Annotated in this window: 13 protein-coding genes; 6 read left to right on the top strand and 7 right to left on the bottom strand. The window is 68.4% G+C overall.

The window, feature by feature from the left end:
• Positions 1-125: ArsB/NhaD family transporter (locus tag ACYCUK_RS19855; protein ID WP_461596384.1), on the top strand; the 125-nt coding region annotated here is incomplete at its 5' end.
• Between the two features lie 37 nt (positions 126-162).
• On the opposite strand, the gene ACYCUK_RS19850 is transcribed toward ACYCUK_RS19855, so the two are convergent.
• The 7 genes from ACYCUK_RS19850 to hemC form a co-directional block, all read right to left on the bottom strand.
• Positions 163-1,263 (bottom strand): DMT family transporter, encoded by a 1,101-nt coding sequence (locus ACYCUK_RS19850; RefSeq protein WP_461596383.1) that lies wholly within the window; start codon positions 1,261-1,263, stop codon positions 163-165.
• Positions 1,264-1,309: 46 nt separating this feature from the next.
• Positions 1,310-2,212 carry a cysteine synthase CysM gene (gene cysM, locus ACYCUK_RS19845; RefSeq protein ID WP_461596382.1) on the bottom strand — a complete coding sequence of 301 codons (903 nt, stop codon included), beginning with the start codon at positions 2,210-2,212 and terminating at the stop codon, positions 1,310-1,312.
• Between the two features lie 250 nt (positions 2,213-2,462).
• The gene (locus ACYCUK_RS19840; protein WP_461596381.1) at positions 2,463-3,614 is read right to left on the bottom strand and encodes an SLC13 family permease; all 1,152 of its coding nucleotides are present in this window, start codon (positions 3,612-3,614) and stop codon (positions 2,463-2,465) included.
• A 1-nt stretch (position 3,615) separates the two neighbouring features.
• The gene (locus tag ACYCUK_RS19835; RefSeq protein WP_461596380.1) at positions 3,616-4,833 is read right to left on the bottom strand and encodes a heme biosynthesis HemY N-terminal domain-containing protein; all 1,218 of its coding nucleotides are present in this window, start codon (positions 4,831-4,833) and stop codon (positions 3,616-3,618) included.
• The gene (locus tag ACYCUK_RS19830; protein WP_461596379.1) at positions 4,833-6,002 is read right to left on the bottom strand and encodes a uroporphyrinogen-III C-methyltransferase; all 1,170 of its coding nucleotides are present in this window, start codon (positions 6,000-6,002) and stop codon (positions 4,833-4,835) included. The genes ACYCUK_RS19835 and ACYCUK_RS19830 overlap by 1 nt, the downstream gene beginning before the upstream one ends.
• Positions 6,003-6,103: 101 nt before the next feature.
• Positions 6,104-6,934: a uroporphyrinogen-III synthase gene (locus ACYCUK_RS19825; RefSeq protein ID WP_461596378.1), complete on the bottom strand. Its 831-nt coding sequence runs from the start codon at positions 6,932-6,934 to the stop codon at positions 6,104-6,106.
• Between the two features lie 33 nt (positions 6,935-6,967).
• Complete coding sequence (gene hemC / locus ACYCUK_RS19820) at positions 6,968-7,939, bottom strand: hydroxymethylbilane synthase (RefSeq protein ID WP_461596377.1); 972 nt, start codon at positions 7,937-7,939, stop codon at positions 6,968-6,970.
• A 264-nt stretch (positions 7,940-8,203) separates the two neighbouring features.
• Between hemC and ppc the strand changes: the two genes are divergently transcribed.
• The 5 genes from ppc (at position 8,204) to ACYCUK_RS19795 (ending at position 15,894) form a co-directional block, all read left to right on the top strand.
• A complete protein-coding gene (ppc, locus tag ACYCUK_RS19815; protein WP_461596376.1) occupies positions 8,204-11,029 on the top strand; it encodes a phosphoenolpyruvate carboxylase in 2,826 nt (941 codons plus the stop codon).
• A 132-nt stretch (positions 11,030-11,161) separates the two neighbouring features.
• The gene (locus ACYCUK_RS19810) at positions 11,162-11,755 is read left to right on the top strand and encodes a phosphatase PAP2 family protein (protein ID WP_461596375.1); all 594 of its coding nucleotides are present in this window, start codon (positions 11,162-11,164) and stop codon (positions 11,753-11,755) included.
• Positions 11,756-11,769: 14 nt separating this feature from the next.
• Complete coding sequence (locus ACYCUK_RS19805; RefSeq protein WP_461596374.1) at positions 11,770-13,365, top strand: TolC family protein; 1,596 nt, start codon at positions 11,770-11,772, stop codon at positions 13,363-13,365.
• Positions 13,362-14,444: an efflux RND transporter periplasmic adaptor subunit gene (locus ACYCUK_RS19800; protein ID WP_461596373.1), complete on the top strand. Its 1,083-nt coding sequence runs from the start codon at positions 13,362-13,364 to the stop codon at positions 14,442-14,444. Before ACYCUK_RS19805 ends, ACYCUK_RS19800 begins: the two co-directional genes overlap by 4 nt.
• 67 nt (positions 14,445-14,511) lie before the next feature.
• The gene (locus ACYCUK_RS19795) at positions 14,512-15,894 is read left to right on the top strand and encodes an efflux RND transporter permease subunit (protein ID WP_461596372.1); all 1,383 of its coding nucleotides are present in this window, start codon (positions 14,512-14,514) and stop codon (positions 15,892-15,894) included.
• The last annotated feature ends 26 nt before the right edge of the window (positions 15,895-15,920 follow it).

Below are 15,920 nucleotides of genomic sequence, written 5' to 3'. Positions count from 1 at the left end.
ATGTGCTGGCGCGCAAGGGCATGAAAATCTCCTGGGGCAGCTACTTCCGCATCGGCATGGTGCTCACCGCGCCGGTGCTGGCCGTGACGCTGGCCGCGCTGGCGCTGCGCCTGAGTATGGGTTGATCCAGGCTTTTCACTCCATTTTTTGCGGACACCATGATCAGCCGTGCCGATGCCTGTGATGCGCGTCGGGATAGTGGGCATGGCTGTGGCTCAACGCCGTGTGACCATGCGAGTGACTATGCCGCGTGCCCGGCGGCAGTGCTGGTTCATGGATATGGTCATGATGCCCATCGTCACTCGGGCCGCCATGCACATGGCTGTGGGCATGCGCCAGCGGCTCGTGCATGTGGAGATGGGCATGGCGTTCGCTCACATGCAGCCACACGCCCAGCGCCATCAGGCCCCCGGCCAGCAGCAGCGCGGGGGTCGGTGCTTCGCCCAGCAGAGCCACGGCCAGCACCGCGCCGAAAAATGGCGCCACCGCGAAATACGCTCCGGTGCGCGCCGTGCCCAGATGACGCAGCGCAAGCACGAACAGCACCAGACTCACGCCATAGCTGGCGAAGCCCAGCAACCCTGCCGAGAGCAGAATCGGCAGCGACGGCAACTGCGCGCCGAGGAACAACGCCAGCGCCAGGTTCACGCCCCCGGCCACCAGCCCCTTGCTCATGGCGATGAACCCGGCATCGGCCAGCGCCACCTTGCGCGTCAGGTTGTTGTCCAGACCCCAGCCGAGGCAGGCACCGAGCACCGCCAAACCCGGCCACAGGCTGGCCCAGTCGAACACGGCACCCTGCCGTGGCCAGCTCAGCACCGCGCTGCCCGCCACAATCGCCACCATGCCGATGGCGATGCGGCGATCGAAGTTCTCCCGAAACGCGAACCAGGCCAGCAGCGCCGTGAACACACTCTCGGCATTGAGCAGCAGCGACGCCCCAGCCGCCGGCATGCGCGACAAGCCGAACATCAGCAGCACCGGCGCCGCCACCCCACCCGCAGCAATCGCCCCCGCCAGCCAGGGCCATTCCCCAGGCTGCAGCCTGGAAGACGGCATTTCGGCACGACGCAAACGCCGCAGCGCACGCAGGGCGGCCAAGCCCAGACCCGAACCGAGATACAGCAGCGCCGCCAGCATCCACGGATTGGCATCGGTCAACAACAGCTTGGCGAATGGCGTGCTGGCCCCGAAGAGCAACGCAGCCGCCAAGGCCATGCCAACGCCCTGGGTTGGGTCGAGATGATGGTGCGGTTTCTTCATGATGAAAGCACTGTCGTCGAAGCCACGGACACAGAAAGTGGCGGCCTCACGCCGGAAACACCCCGGTGCTCAGATAGCGGTCGCCGCGGTCGCAGACGATGAACACGATGGTGGCGTTGTCCACTTCGCGGGCGATGCGCAGGGCGACTTCGCAGGCGCCGGCGGCGCTGATGCCGCAGAACAAGCCTTCTTCGCGAGCGAGTTTGCGCGCCATGTTTTCGGCCGCGCTCTGGCTGACGTATTCCAGCCGGTCCACGCGTTGCGGCTCGTAGATTTTAGGCAGGTATTCCTGCGGCCATTTGCGAATGCCGGGAATGCGGGAACCTTCCTCGGGCTGGGCGCCGATGATCTGCACGGCCTCGTTCTGGGCCTTGAGATAGCGCGACACGCCGGTGATGGTGCCGGTGGTGCCCATGGCGCTGACGAAATGGGTGACGCGGCCTTCGGTGTCGCGCCAGATTTCGGGGCCGGTGGTCTCGAAATGAATGCGCGGGTTGTCGGCGTTGGCGAACTGGTCGAGCATCAGGCCTTGGCCGTCGCGCTGCATCTGCTCGGCCAGATCGCGGGCGTATTCCATGCCGCCGGCCTTGGGGGTGAGGATGAGTTCGGCGCCATAGGCCTTCATGGTCTGGGCGCGTTCGATGCTCAGGTCTTCGGGCATGACGAGGATCATGCGGTAGCCGAGGATGGCGGCGGCCATGGCCAGGGCAATGCCGGTGTTGCCGGAGGTGGCCTCGATCAGCATGTCGCCAGGCTTGATCTGGCCGCGTTCCTGCGCCCGGCGAATCATCGACAGCGCCGGGCGGTCTTTCACCGAGCCTGCGGGGTTGTTGCCTTCGAGTTTGCCGAGAATGACGTTGCCACGCCGCGCGTTGTCCGCGCCGGGGATGCGTTGCAGTTGCACCAGGGGGGTGTTGCCGATGGTTTGTTCGAGGGTGAGATAGGGCATGACGTCTCCGGATGACCTGCACTGGGCCAGCCCGGCGTGGCGGCGCACTCCCGAGGGATGCGGCAGCGTGGTTGTGCTGGGGCCAAGTCCAATGCAAAGCAGCATTCTGGCATGCGCCTGTGGTCTGCGTCGGCTGCATCGACCAACGATATCGATCGGCTGCGCATGCCGACTGGGCACAGCTGCTGGACACGCGGCCCTGGCGCCTCAAGCCATGTCATGCCGCAGTCCGCCGATGCGGGTCGGCCCATCAGGCCAGGACACGCTGCGCCAGCCAGACCAGTGGCGCGCAAACCAGCAGGAATGGGACGCTGATGCGGTGGAATGCTCCGAGTGCGCCACGGCTGCCTTCCAGGCGCAGTGCAATCAGGTTGGCCAGCGAACCGATGCCCAGGCCAAAGCCGCCGACATTCACCGCCACGGCCAGCGCGGTGTAGTCCGTGGTGTAGTGCGACAGCAGCACGGCGGTGGGGACGTTGCTGATGAACTGCGACAGCAGCGTGCCGCCCAGAAACATCACCCAGGCCTGCTTCCAGTCCAGCGTCTGCACCAGTGCTTGCACCGGAGGCCATTGCGCCAAATGCCCCAGCCCCAGGAACATGGCCGCGAACGTTGCCAGCAGCAGCCAGTCCACCTGCTTCAGCACGCCGCGATCGGTCAGCACGAAAACGGCCAGCACCAATCCGCAAGCCAGCGATGCGCGCCCCTCTTGGAGCAAAACCACCGTGGCTGCAAGCAGCAAACCCGCGACCACGCCAAGCATGGGGCGCTTGGGCGCGGGATCGCGCGCAGACGCCGAAGTGGACGGCGCGTCGCTTTCATCCAGCCGCAAGGCCCGGGCGGGAAATGCAAACCAGGTCAGGGCCAGCAGCATGGCCGTCATCACCAGGAAGGCGGGAGTCATGGCAGCGAGGAACTCGACCATCGACAAGCCCGAGCGCTGCCACAGCAACAGGTTCTGCGGATTGCCGATGGGGCTGAGCGTGGAGCCGGCATTGACCGCGAGCGCCTCGAAGATCACCAGCCTGAGCACCGGGATCTCGGCTTCGGCACCGAACGCCACCGTGAGGGGGACGACCAGGAACAGGCTGACGTCATTGGTCAGCAGCATCGACAGCATTGCGGCGGCGCTCACCAGCAACAGCGCCAGTCCGCGCAGGGTGCGCATGCGCCGGGTCAAGGCCTGCGCCGCCTGCTGAACGTAGCCGCTGCTGCGTATCCCCTCGATGCTGACGAGCAAGGCCACCAGCCCCAGCAGGGTGGGCAGATCGAGCCAGCCGCGGTAATGGCCCCAAGAGCGCGGATCAACCACGCCGAGCGCCAGCGCGAGCAGGCCGAAAATGAGCAGCAGGCGCTCCTGAAGCAAGGCGGCGAACCAGCGCCGGACCCGAGCCCGCAGCACCTCAGGCGCCGCTGTTCGCAGCGGAGTCGTCGCTGGTGAGGTCCATCGCCGCAAGTCGCCAGTGCCGCCCGGCCTGGTCTTCGCGCTCGATGCGCTCTTGCAAACGTGCCAAGGCTGCGTGGATGGCCCCGCGCAGGCGGCGTTCGTCAGGTTGGCACAGCTCCAACGCCTTGTGCAGATACTGCTGCGCCTTGCCCCACAACTCCAGCTCGGCGCAGGCGCGCGCTGCAAGGAACAAGGCCTGCGCTTCCTGCGGCCAGCGGTCGACCCAGGCTTCGGCCTGGGCCACGAAATTGGCGTCGATGCCGCCGAGCATGCCGCGCAGCGCGGGCATCAGCGCGGCCGGCTCAGCGCCGGGTGCGCGCAGGGCCTCGACCAGCAGGGCGCGAGCCTGCTGCGCCTGGCCGGCGGCGAACAGACCGCGAGCGCCTGCCACGGCAATTTGAGGATCGCGCCGCAAGGCCGGGTCGAAGGACTTCCACAGGACTTCCAGAGACTCGGCGTCGTGGTTGGCCTGGCGGATGAGTCCGAGCGCCGCACCGTGGATCATGGCCTGGGCCGCTGCGGGGTGCAGCCCATGATGCTTGCGCAGTGTGGTGGCCAGGCGCAGGACTTCGACGTGATCGTGCAGCGCACGCGCGGCCGACAGGGCAAGGCGCATGGTCTGGGTACGGCGCTGCATGCCGCCGGAAAGTGTGCGCAAGGCCAACTGCGCGGCTTGCGCGTCGCGCGCTTCGATCTGCCAGTCCGCCTGCATCAAGGTGCCGGTCTCACGCGCAGGGGCGGGCAAGGCTTGCAGATAGGCATCGCGCCGCTCGTAGGCCTGCATCGCCTGCGCCGCCTGCGCCGCGGTCAGCAGCGCGCCGGGCTTGAAGGCATCCACTTCCGAAGCCTTGCCGGCCGCCCGCTCGGCGCGGCGAAAGCGCCCACCCAGCAGATGCATGATGGACTCGTGCAGCGCTGCGGCCGCCACCTGCATGCGCCGGCGCGAGCGAAACAGAGCCGCAGCGCGCGGCAGGCCGAGCAAGAGGCTGAAGGCACGGATGGCGATGTAGAACAGCACGAAGCCGAGCAGCAGCAAGAGCACGGCAAGGTTGAGCGACAGGTCGATGCGGTATGGCGGCAGCAGGATGGCCACATTGCCGGGCCTGCCGCTGGCCGCCATGGCCAGCAGCGCCGCAGCCAGCGCCAGTGCGACGACCCAGGCGAGCCAGCGCATCAGTTGCTCCCCAAGCCGAGCGTGGCCAGCACCGCGAGCGATTGCAGGTTGGTGGCGGGCTGGGCGGCAAGGTCGATCTGCCCCGCCTGCCGCACCAGGGCCATGGCGGTTTGGGTGCGCGGCTGGCGCTCGTTGAAGCTGGCACGCAGCGCCTGCTCGATGCGGCGCATATCGGCCTTGTAGCCCGAGGCGTTGCGCGACAGCAGGTCGAGCCGGGCATTGAGCACCTGCAGCTTGAGGTTCTCACGCAGGTAATCGGTCTGCGTCGGCGCCATGAGCAGCGCATTGGGTCGATCCACCCTGGTGATGCTGACGAGCTGGCGCACCTGCTCCCATGCGACATGCGCCCAGCGTCCCAGCCACGGCGCCCAGCCTGGGCCTTGCGCGCCGCGCCCGGCGTTCATCGAGCCCTCCTCCGATGCCGTCCCTTCCAGCGGCGCAGCCGAAGACAAGGGCTGGAGCTGGTCCACCAGGGCTGCAAGCGCATCCAGGCGCTGCGCGGCGGCGGGGATATCGGGCGCGACACTGCTCTTGAGCCGGCTCAGGTCTTGTTGCACGGCGCGCAACACCAGGGCGGCGCGCGGGTTGTTGGCGCGCTTGAGTCGCGCGACGGACGACTCCAGCGTGCTCACCAGCGGGCTCAGGCTCCCAGTGAGTTCGGCCTGCTGCTGTGCCAGCGCGATGAGTTCGGCGGTCTGGCCGAGGAAGGCATCGTCGCGGCTCTTGGCGAAGTCCTGGTAGATCTGCTGCAGAGCCTGGCGCTGAGCCGCCAGGTCTTGTTCGCGCGACTCCAGCACGGCCACTCTGGCCATCAATTCGCGCGAGGCCTCGGCCGACTGCTTGGCAATCGTGCGCGCCTCGATGGACGTGGTGTCGGTGTTCTGCAGGCGGCGCGCAATTTCGGCCTGCGTGGCATAAAGCCGACCATCGAGCCACCAGGCCACCACCGCCACCAACAGGAGCAGGGCGACGATGGCCAGCCACACCAGGCGCAGGCCGTGCGCGACGGCGGGAGGCTGCCCGGGCCATCCGGCGGGCGGCAAGCTTGGCGCGATCGGCGCCTCAGGGGGCGGCGTGCCCGCGAGCGCCGCAGGCTCGCCGGCATTGGAGCCAATGGGCTCGGACGGCGCCGCAACGCCTGCGGCTTGAGGTGGAATCGGCTCGGACATGCGGCTGATTCTAGGCAAGCTTGAAGTCCGTCTGAAGCCAAGGCTCGGCCCGGCTCATCTCACGGCCCGAAACCGAATGGCCAAGGCCGCGCCCGAGGCCTTCAAGAAACGCGCAAGGCCTGGAGGATGGACGCCGTATCGGGTGTGCACAGGTCGACTCGGCCAAAGCCCATTTCCCGCGCCGACGCCGCAATGCGCGCATGCGTGGCCAGGGCGCGATGTTGCCCCAGCACGCTGGCTTGCAGCCCGGCTGGCGCGAGCAGGTTTTGCAGATTGCGCACGCCTTCGGATGCGGTGAGCAGCCAGGTCGCCCGGCCGGCAGAACCCCCGGAATCCGCCAGCAGGCTGCGCAGCCGGGTGAGCGTGGCCTCGTCGGGCGCGGGCGCCTCGCGGCGGTAGACGCTGACGCGGTACACCCGGGCACCGGCAGCCGTGAGGGTGTCGGCCAACCAGTCGCGCCCTGCGCCGCCACGCAACAGCAGCACGCGCGCATCGGCCCAGCGTCGCTGCGGCAAGCTGGCGCAAAGTCCCTGGAGCGCCAGCCAAAGCCCTTCCGAGTCGGCCGCTTCCGCCGGTGCCGAAATGATGCGCAACGTGTCGGACGACTCGCCGCGCGCGCGCAGCGCCTGCTCGAACGCTGCGCGGCTGCCGGGGCCGACCAGACCCACCGCGCAGGCTTCAGGCCAGGGGGTGCGCAACATGCCCAGCGCAGCATGTACCGCCGCGGGGCTGACCGGCACGGCCAGGTCGAAATCGGCCAGGGCAGCGAGTGCCTGCGCCGCCGCTGCCGCATCCCGCGGCGGCAGGATGCGGATGAGTGGAAAGTGGTGCAACACCACGCCCGCCTGGCGCAACGCCAGGCTGCGCGCATCGTCACCGGCCTCGGCCTGTGGACGCGTCAGGATGAGGCTGGGGGGTGGATTGGCGGGCATGGGCCTTGCCTCGGGTCGCCTGCCCTCGGCAGCTCAGACCGCCTGCAACTGCTCGAGCATGGCTTGCGCGCCCTGCGCCTGCAAGGCGAGCGCCGCCTCGCGGCCCAGCGCTTCGGCGGCCTGCAGGGTGCTCACCTCGGCAGCGATGTCGGCGCGCAACATGCGGCTGCCGTCCGGCAGACCGAGCAAGGCGCGCAGTTGCAGGGTCGAGCCCGACCAGGTTGCATGCGCCCCAAGCGGCGTGCTGCAACTGCCGCCCAGAGCGCGTGCCACGGCGCGCTCGGCAGCGGCGCACAGATGCGTGGGCACATGGTCCAGCGGCCCCAATGCTGCAGCCACGTCGGCACGGTCGGCGCGAATTTCGATGCCCAGCGCGGCCTGGCCCACGGCCGGCAGCATCTCCGTGGTGTCGATCAACGCACGGATGCGGCTCTCCAGGCCGAGGCGCTTCAAGCCCGCGGCAGCCAGGACGATGCCGTCGTACTGGCCTTCGTCGAGCTTGCGCAAGCGGGTGTCGAGGTTGCCGCGCAGCGGCACCACCTTCAAGTCGGGGCGCAGCGCGCGGATCTGCATTTCCCGGCGCAGGCTGGACGTGCCGACCACCGCGCCCTGCGGCAGCGCGGTGAAATGCGCCGCCTTGCTCGAAACCCAGGCGTCGCGCGGATCTTCGCGCTGCATGATGACCGGCAGGGCAAAGCCCTCGGGCAACACCATGGGCACGTCCTTGAGCGAATGCACCGCCAAATCCGCCTCGCCGGCTTCCATCGCCGTTTCCAGCTCTTTCACGAACAGGCCCTTGCCGCCGACCTTGGACAGGGTCTTGTCCAGAATCTGGTCGCCGCGTGTGGTCATGCCGCTGAGGGCGACGGCGCAGCCCGGATGCAGTCCGCGCAACAGGGCCTGTACATGCTCGGCCTGCCAGAGGGCGAGACGGCTTTCGCGCGTGGCGATGACGAGGCGTGCGGGCACGGGTGAAAGCTGGGCTGGCAAGGTGGCGGAATGCATGCGGGAATCGTAGCAGCGGCACCACAGCCCGGCGGCGCAAATTCGTGCCTGCGCAAAGCCTGTTCAGGGTCCGCGCCACGATGCCGCCGCCGCGCCGCCGGCCGGCGTAGCGACTGATAGCATGAATCGTGCTGGGCTTTTCCTCGATGCATGGCTCGATGCTTGCTCGATGCTTGCTTCCGGCTCACTGATTTGCCCCCTCGGCAGCCCGCTTGCCGACTCCTCACGACCTTTCCTTGCTGACGCGCCCACCAGCCCAACGCCATGCCCGAACGTTCAACCACCAAGCCCTCCGACAACGCCCTGTTCGACGACATTCGCCATCTCGGCCGCCTGCTCGGCGACGTGATTCGCGAACAGGAGGGGCAGGCCATGTACGACATCGTGGAGAAGGTGCGGCAGCAATCGGTCGCCTTCCACCGCGAAGGCGAGGCGCAACAACGCCGCGCGCTCGACCGGTTGCTGCAAGGCTTGTCGCGCGACCAGGCGGTGAGTGTGATCCGCGCCTTCAGCTACTTTTCCATCCTCGCCAACATCGCCGAGGACCGGCACGTGCTGCGCCGCCGCCATGCTCACGAGCTGGCCGGCGGCAAACCCCAGCCCGGCAGCGTGCGCGCCGCGCTGGACAAGCTGCGCAAGGCCGGATTCGAGGCCGCGCAGATCGAGGACTTTTTCGCCCACTCCCTCATCTCGCCCGTACTCACCGCCCACCCCACCGAGGTGCAGCGCAAGAGTCTGCTCGACGCCGAGCGCGTGATCGCCCGGCTGCTGGCCGAGCGCGACCAGCCGCTGCCGCCCAGACGCCAGCGCGAGATCGACGCCGAACTGCGCGCGCGCATCACCCAGCTCTGGCAGACCCGACTGCTGCGCTACACCAAGCTGCGCGTGTCGGACGAGATCAAGAATGCCCTGTCCTACTACGACAGCACGTTTTTCAACGAAGTGCCGCGCCTGTACATCGAGCTGGAGCAGGATCTGGACGAACTCTTTCCGCGCGAGGACGGCAAGTCCTGGCGCCTGCGGCCGTTTTTCCGCATGGGCCACTGGGTCGGCGGCGACCGCGACGGCAACCCCTTCGTCACCGCCGAGACCCTGGCCTACGCGCTGCGCCTGCAGGCGCGCACCGCGCTTGAGCACTACATCAACCAGGTGCATGCGTTGGGCGCCGAACTGTCGGTGTCGCTCATGCTGGCCTCGGCGAGCCCCGAGCTGCTGGCGCTGGCGGAAAGCTCGCCTGACAACTCCGAGCACCGCAAGGACGAGCCCTACCGCCGCGCCCTGATCGGCGTGTACGCGCGTCTGGCAGCCACGCTGCGCAAGCTGGGCGGGGCCGAGGCGCTGCGCCACGAGGTCGGTCAGGCCGACCCCTACCCCTGCGCCGAAGCCTTCGTCGCCGACCTGCGCATCGCGCGCGACTCGCTGGCCGGCCACCATGCCGAGGCGCTGGCCCGCCCCCGGCTGGACCCGCTGATCCGCGCAGTCGAGGTATTCGGCTTTCACCTCGCCACCATCGACCTGCGCCAGAGTTCCGACAAGCACGAGGAGGTGGTGGCCGAGCTGCTGGCCACGGCGCGCCTGTGCGCCGACTACAGCGCGCTGGATGAGGCCGCGCGCATCGACCTGCTGCTGCACACCCTGCAAGACCCCCGGCCGCTGCGCGTGCCTGACGCGCCCTACTCCGACTGGGCACGCTCGGAACTCGCGGTGTTCGAGCAGGCGCGCCAGGCACGGCGCCTGCTGGGCGAGGACGCCATCCGCCAGACCATCATCTCGCACACCGAAAGCGTCAGTGATCTGCTCGAAGTGCTGGTGCTGCAGAAGGAATGCGGCCTGTTGCACGGCACGCTGGGCACCGCGGGAGCAAGCGCCGAGCTGCTGGTGGTGCCGCTGTTCGAGACCATCGACGACCTGCGCAACGCGCCCGACATCATGCGCGGCTTCTACGCCCTGCCTGGCATGGCCGAGTTGGTCCGCAGTTCAAGCGCGCTGCAGGAAATCATGCTGGGCTATTCCGACAGCAACAAGGACGGCGGCTTCTTCACCTCCAACTGGGAACTGCACAAGGCTTCGGTGGCCCTGGCCGAGTTGTTCGCCCCACTCGGCGTCGACCATGGCATCCGTCTGCGCCTGTTCCACGGCCGCGGCGGCAGCGTGGGCCGTGGCGGCGGCCCCAGCTACGAGGCCATCCTCGCGCAGCCGGCCGGCACCGTGGGCGGCAGCATCCGCCTGACCGAACAGGGCGAGGTGATCTCCAGCAAGTACGCCAACCCCGACATCGGCCGCCGCAACCTGGAAACGCTGGTGGCCGCCACCCTGGAAGCCACGCTGCTGTCGGCGCGCGGCAAGAGCGGCGAACAACCCGCACGCCAGGGTGTGCGCACCGGCGCGCCGCAAACCTTCCTGCAAGCTGCGGCCGGCCTGTCACAAGTGGCCATCACGGCCTATCGCGAGCTGGTCTACGGCAACCCGCGCTTCGTCGACTATTTCTATGCCGCCACACCCATCAGCGAAATTGCCGGGCTCAACATCGGCAGCCGGCCGGCTTCGCGCAAGGCCAGCCAGAGCATCGCCGACCTGCGCGCCATCCCCTGGAGCTTTTCCTGGGGCCAGTGCCGCGTGGCGCTGCCAGGCTGGTATGGCTTCGGCTCGGCGGTGGAGCAGTTCATCGCCGAACACCCGGAAAACGGCGCCGAGCTGCTGGCGCGCATGCACAAGCAATGGCCCTTCTTCCGCGCCCTGCTGTCCAACATGGACATGGTGCTGGCGAAATCCGACCTGGCCGTGGCCTCGCACTACGCCCAGCTCGTCACCGACACGCGCACGCGCAAGCAGGTGTTCGCCGCCATCGAGCAGGAATGGCAGCGCACGGTGCAAGCCATGCGGCAGATCACCGGCGAGCAGGAGTTCCTGCAAAGCAACCCCACGCTGGCCCGTTCCATCCGCGCCCGCTTCCCCTACATCGACCCGCTCAACCACCTGCAGATCGAGCTGCTGCGCCGCTTCCGCGAAGGCCAGACCGACGAGCGCACCAAACGCGGCATCCATATGAGCATCAACGGCATCGCCGCGGGGCTGCGCAATACGGGTTGAGTCCGGGACCGCTGCCGGAACCAGGCCGCTAAGAAACCTCTAAGTCTCCCTGCCTAGGCTGCGTCTCACGCCGATCGGGCGGGCCTTGTGGGAGGCGCTGGCGGCTGTCTGCGTGCCAGCGTCAGGGTGCAGATGCTTGCGTTCAATACTCATGTGTTTCTCTGGCTCAACGCTGCAGCGCATCCCGTGCCCTGGCTGTTGGCCTTGGCGCGGTTCGCGGCGCAAGACCTGATCTTCGCCGCGCCCCTGCTGCTGGTGGCCGGCTGGTTGTGGCGTCGGCAGGCGCCGCGTGCGGCGCTGGTGCATGCGGCGCTGGCGGCGCTGCTGGGCTTGGGGCTCAACCAGCTCATCGGTCTGGTCTGGACCGAGCCGCGGCCTTTCGTGCTGGGTATCGGCCACCGGTTCCTTGCCCACGCGGCCGACAGCAGTTTTCCCAGCGACCACCTCACCGTCATCTGGGGCGCGGCCTTCGCGCTCTTGTTCCATCGCGACTGGCGCCGTGCCGGGTTTGGCTTGGCCCTGCTCGGCCTGCCGGTGGCCTGGGCACGCATCTACCTCGGCGTGCACTGGCCGCTGGACATGGCGGGCGCCGCCGGAGTGGGGTTGGCCAGCGCGCTGCTGATCCGGCCCTGGCATGGAGCCGTAGGCAACCTCACTGCCGCGATGAACCTGGCCTACCACAAGCTTGGCAAGCCGCTGATTTCCAGGCGCTGGATCCAGGCGTGACCTCGACGCGAACCATGAGCAAACGTGCGGCGATCGGAACATTGCTCACCCCCGTGGGGGCGCGGCCGCTGCACGGCAAGAGTCCGGAGGCGCTCCCACCCCAGCTCGCAGAGCGCGGTGTGGCGTCCATGTCAGCTTCGGCGCTGCGCCCGTTCGTCGTTGCCGAGCGCCAGCAGCGCCGCCGCGCCCGCCGCCTGCTGCTCTCGACCAGTCTGGTCGCCTTGACCCTGGCGCTGGGCGCCTGCGCCAGCTATGCCCCCAAACCGCTGTCCGAGCAGGCGCGATTGCAGGGCAGTCTTGCCGGCCTGCAGGTGGACCGCAGCCGCATTGCCCTGCCGCGGCTGGCCGCACAAACCATTGATCTGCAAGCCCCGCTGACGCTGGATGCAGTGGCCACCCTGGCGGTGCTCAACAACCCGCAACTGCAACTGGCGCGCGACCAGGTCGGCATCGCCCAGGCGCAGGCCTTTGCGGCCGGGCTGCTGCCCGACCCGCAGTTTTCCACCACGCAGGACTTCCCCGGCAACAGCGCGGGAGCCACCAGCAGTGCCTACAACTACTCCCTGAATTTCGACCTCGGCAGTCTCATCACCCGCCCGGCCGCGCGCGCCGCGGCCACGGCCCATGTGCGCGACATCGACCTGCAACTGCTGTGGCAGGAATGGCAGACCGTGGGGCAGGCGCAACTGCTGTTCGTGCAACTGAGCGGCCTGCAGCAGCGTGACGCCTTGCTTCAGAGCCAACGCGACTTGGTGCAGCGAGGGCTGCAACGCACGCGCCAGGCGGTTGCGGCCGGCAACCTGCCGCGCACCAACGCCGACGCGGCCTTGGTCGAGCTTCAAGCCGTTGAGCAGCGCCTGGCGAGCGACGCGCAGCAGCGCCTCCAGCTCGAATCCAGGCTCCACGCCCTGCTCGGCCTGGCGCCCAACGTGCCCTTGCAACTGGCGCCGCTGCCGGCCCTGCCGGCGCACGACACCGCCGCCACACACGAAGCCCTGGCGCATATCACCGCCATCCGCCCCGACCTCATGGCCTTGCGCGCCGGCTACACCAGCCAGGAGCAGAAGTTGCGCGAGGCGGTGCTGGCGCAGTTCCCCTCGTTCAGCGTCGGTTTGAACCGGGCGCGCGACACGGCCAACGTCAACACCCTCGGCTTCGGCGTGAGTTTCAGCCTGCCCATCTTCAACGGCAGCCGTGGCGCCATCGCGGTGCAGCGCGCCACGCGGCAAGAGCTGTTCGACGCCTACCAGTTGCGACTGAACCAGACCCGGGCCGATGTGGCCCAGGCCCTCGCCAACCTCGACCTGTTGCAGCGCCAGCGCCACAACTTGGAAACCGGCCTGCCGCCGCTGGAGAGCGCCGAACGCGCCGCCACCTCGGCGCTGGATGCAGGTGCCATCACCCTGCCCCAGGCCCAGGCCCAGAGCATGGCGTTGCTGCAGCAACGCCTGGCCCTGCAGGCGAACAACCAACAAACCACCGAACAGACCGTGGCCCTGGACCTGCTGACGGGCACCGGGGTGTACCGCCCGGCAGCCGTCACGACCACGGCCACACTGCCGCCCGACACGCCCAAAACAACTTCCGATCTGCGGAGCCCACCCCGATGACCTCCCTCCCCTGCGCCTCGCGTCCTGGCCGTCTCATGCGCCGCCTGTTGCCGCTGGTCTTGCTCGGCCTGACGCTCGCTGCCGCTGCGCCAGGCCGCGCCCATGCCGAGGCTGCGCCGGCGGTCTCGGTCCAGGTGCAAGTGGCGCCGCTGCGCCAGGGGCAGCTCGCGCAGACGGTGCATGCACTCGGCAGCGTCACCACGGCCAGCAGCCAGAACCTGGCCATCGCATTCCCGCGCCAGGTGCAGGTGCGGCAGGTTCTGGTTCGCATGGGCCAGCGCGTGAAACAGGGCCAGCCCTTGATGACGGTGCAGACGGCCCCGGGTGCCGATCTGGCCTACACCCAGGCCCAGAACGCGGTGCGCTACGCCCAGGCCGACTTGCGGCGCGTGCAGCAACTGGCCGCGCAGCAACTCGCCACCGAGACACAGGTGAACGCCGCACGCAAGACCCTGGCCGATGCCCAGGCGCAACTGGCCGCCGCGCAGCAGCAGGGCATGGGCAGCGGCACGCACCAGACGACCGCGCCATTCGCCGGCGTGGTGACTGCGGTGCAGACCACGCCCGGTGCGCTGTTGGCCGCTGGCAGCGCCGCGTTGACGCTGGCGCCATCGGCGGGTTTGCAAGCCGTTGTTGGCGTGACGCCCGAGGTCGCAGCCGCGCTGGTCGCGGGCCAGCCGGCGCGGCTGCAACCCGTGTTCGACCCCGACAAGACAGACGTCGCCACGGTGTTGTCCATCGCAGGCGTGGTGGACCCGCAGAGCCACCTCGTGCATGTCGCCCTCGCGCTTTCGCCGCAGGCCGCAGGCTTGCTGCCCGGCCTTGCGGTCCAGGCGCAAATGGACCTGCGCCATTGGCAGGGCTGGGTCGTGCCGCGTCAGGCCGTTCTGCGTGACGCCTCGGGCCAGGCTTATGTGTTCCAGGACGACCACGGCAAGGCCAGACGCGTGAACGTGAAGATCGAGATCGATCAGGCCGAGCACACGGGCATCAGCGGGCCGTTGAACCCAAGCCTGTCGCTGGTGGTTCTGGGCAACTACGAACTTCGCCCGGGCATGGCCTTGCGGGTGGCGAAATGAATGTCCCGGCGCGGTTGCAGCGCGGTTCCCCGCTCCCGGCCGCACGGTGTCTCGCATTGGAAGCCGCATGAACATTTCGCAATGGTTGCAGCGGCATCGCCGCTCGGTGCTGTTTTTGCTCGCGCTGCTGGCTGCCGGCGGGGTGATGGCGGCGTTCAAGCTGCCGGTGGGGTTGTTCCCCAATGTGGATTTTCCGCGCGTGGTGGTGAGCGCGGACGCAGGCGATCGGCCTTCGCGCCAGATGATGCTGCAGGTGACTTACCCACTGGAACAAGCAGTGAGACGGGTGCCCGGTGTGGTCGATGTGCGCTCGACAACCAGTCGGGGCACCGCCGATATTTCCGTGAGTTTTCACTGGGGCACGGACATGAATGTGGCCGCCGTGCAGGTGAATGAGGCGGTGACGCAGAAACTTCCTCAACTGCCGCCGGGAACGATTCTGTCCAGCAAGCGCATGGACCCGACGGTCGATCCCATCATCGCCTACAGCCTGACGTCGGACACGGTGCCTCTGACCCGCATTTACGACCTGGCGCAATTCCAGTTGCGCCCGCTGCTGTCCAGCATCAACGGTGTCGGGCGCGTACAGGTCCAGGGTGGCGAGCAGGAGGAATACCACGTCATCGTCAATCCGGCCAAACTGCAGGGCGATGGCCTGAGTCTGGGCGATGTGGAACGCACCCTCGCCACCGGCAACGGCGTGCAGGCCGTCGGCAAGCTGGAGGACCGCTACAAGCTCTTGCTGGCGCTGGCCGACTCGCGCCTGCACGGCGCCGCGCAAATCGGCAACCTGGTGCTCAGGGCCACGCCCACCGGGGTGGTGCGTGTGCGCGACGTGGCCGTGGTCACGCGCAGCACGGTTCCGCAGTGGATCCGCGTGACGGCGGATGGCCACAATGCCGTGCTGCTCAACATCTACCAGCAACCCGGCGGCAACAGCGTGCAGATCGCACGCATGGTTCGCCAGGCCCTGGCCAGCTACAAACTGCCCCCGGGCGTGAAGCTGGCGAACTGGTACGACCAGAGCACGCTGGTGGTGGCCTCCGCCGCCAGCGTGCGCGACGCCATCCTCATCGGCGTGGTGCTGGCGGGGCTGGTGCTGCTGCTGTTCCTGCGCAGCTTCAAGATCACGCTGATTGCGATGATCACCGTGCCCGCGGTGCTGGCCGCAACCGTGGTGTTGTTGTATGCGCTGGGGATGAGCTTCAACATCATGACCCTGGGCGGCATGGCCGCTGCGGTGGGGCTGGTGATCGACGACGCCATCGTCATGAGCGAGCACATCGTGCGCCGCCTGGGTGCACCCCCAGGAGACGGCTTGGCCATCTCCGCCCCCCAAGGGGGTCGAGGAAACTTGGGGCGGCCCGGCGTTTCCTTGGCCGCGCCCGGCGCGGTCGAATCCGGCGTGAGCCAGGCGCGGCACAGCGGGGTGATGCACGCGGCAATGTAGTTTTTCCGCCCGCTGGCCGGGTCGAG

The organism is Thiomonas sp. (assembly GCF_054608695.1).
This window is presented reverse-complemented; position numbering and strand designations above follow the sequence as displayed.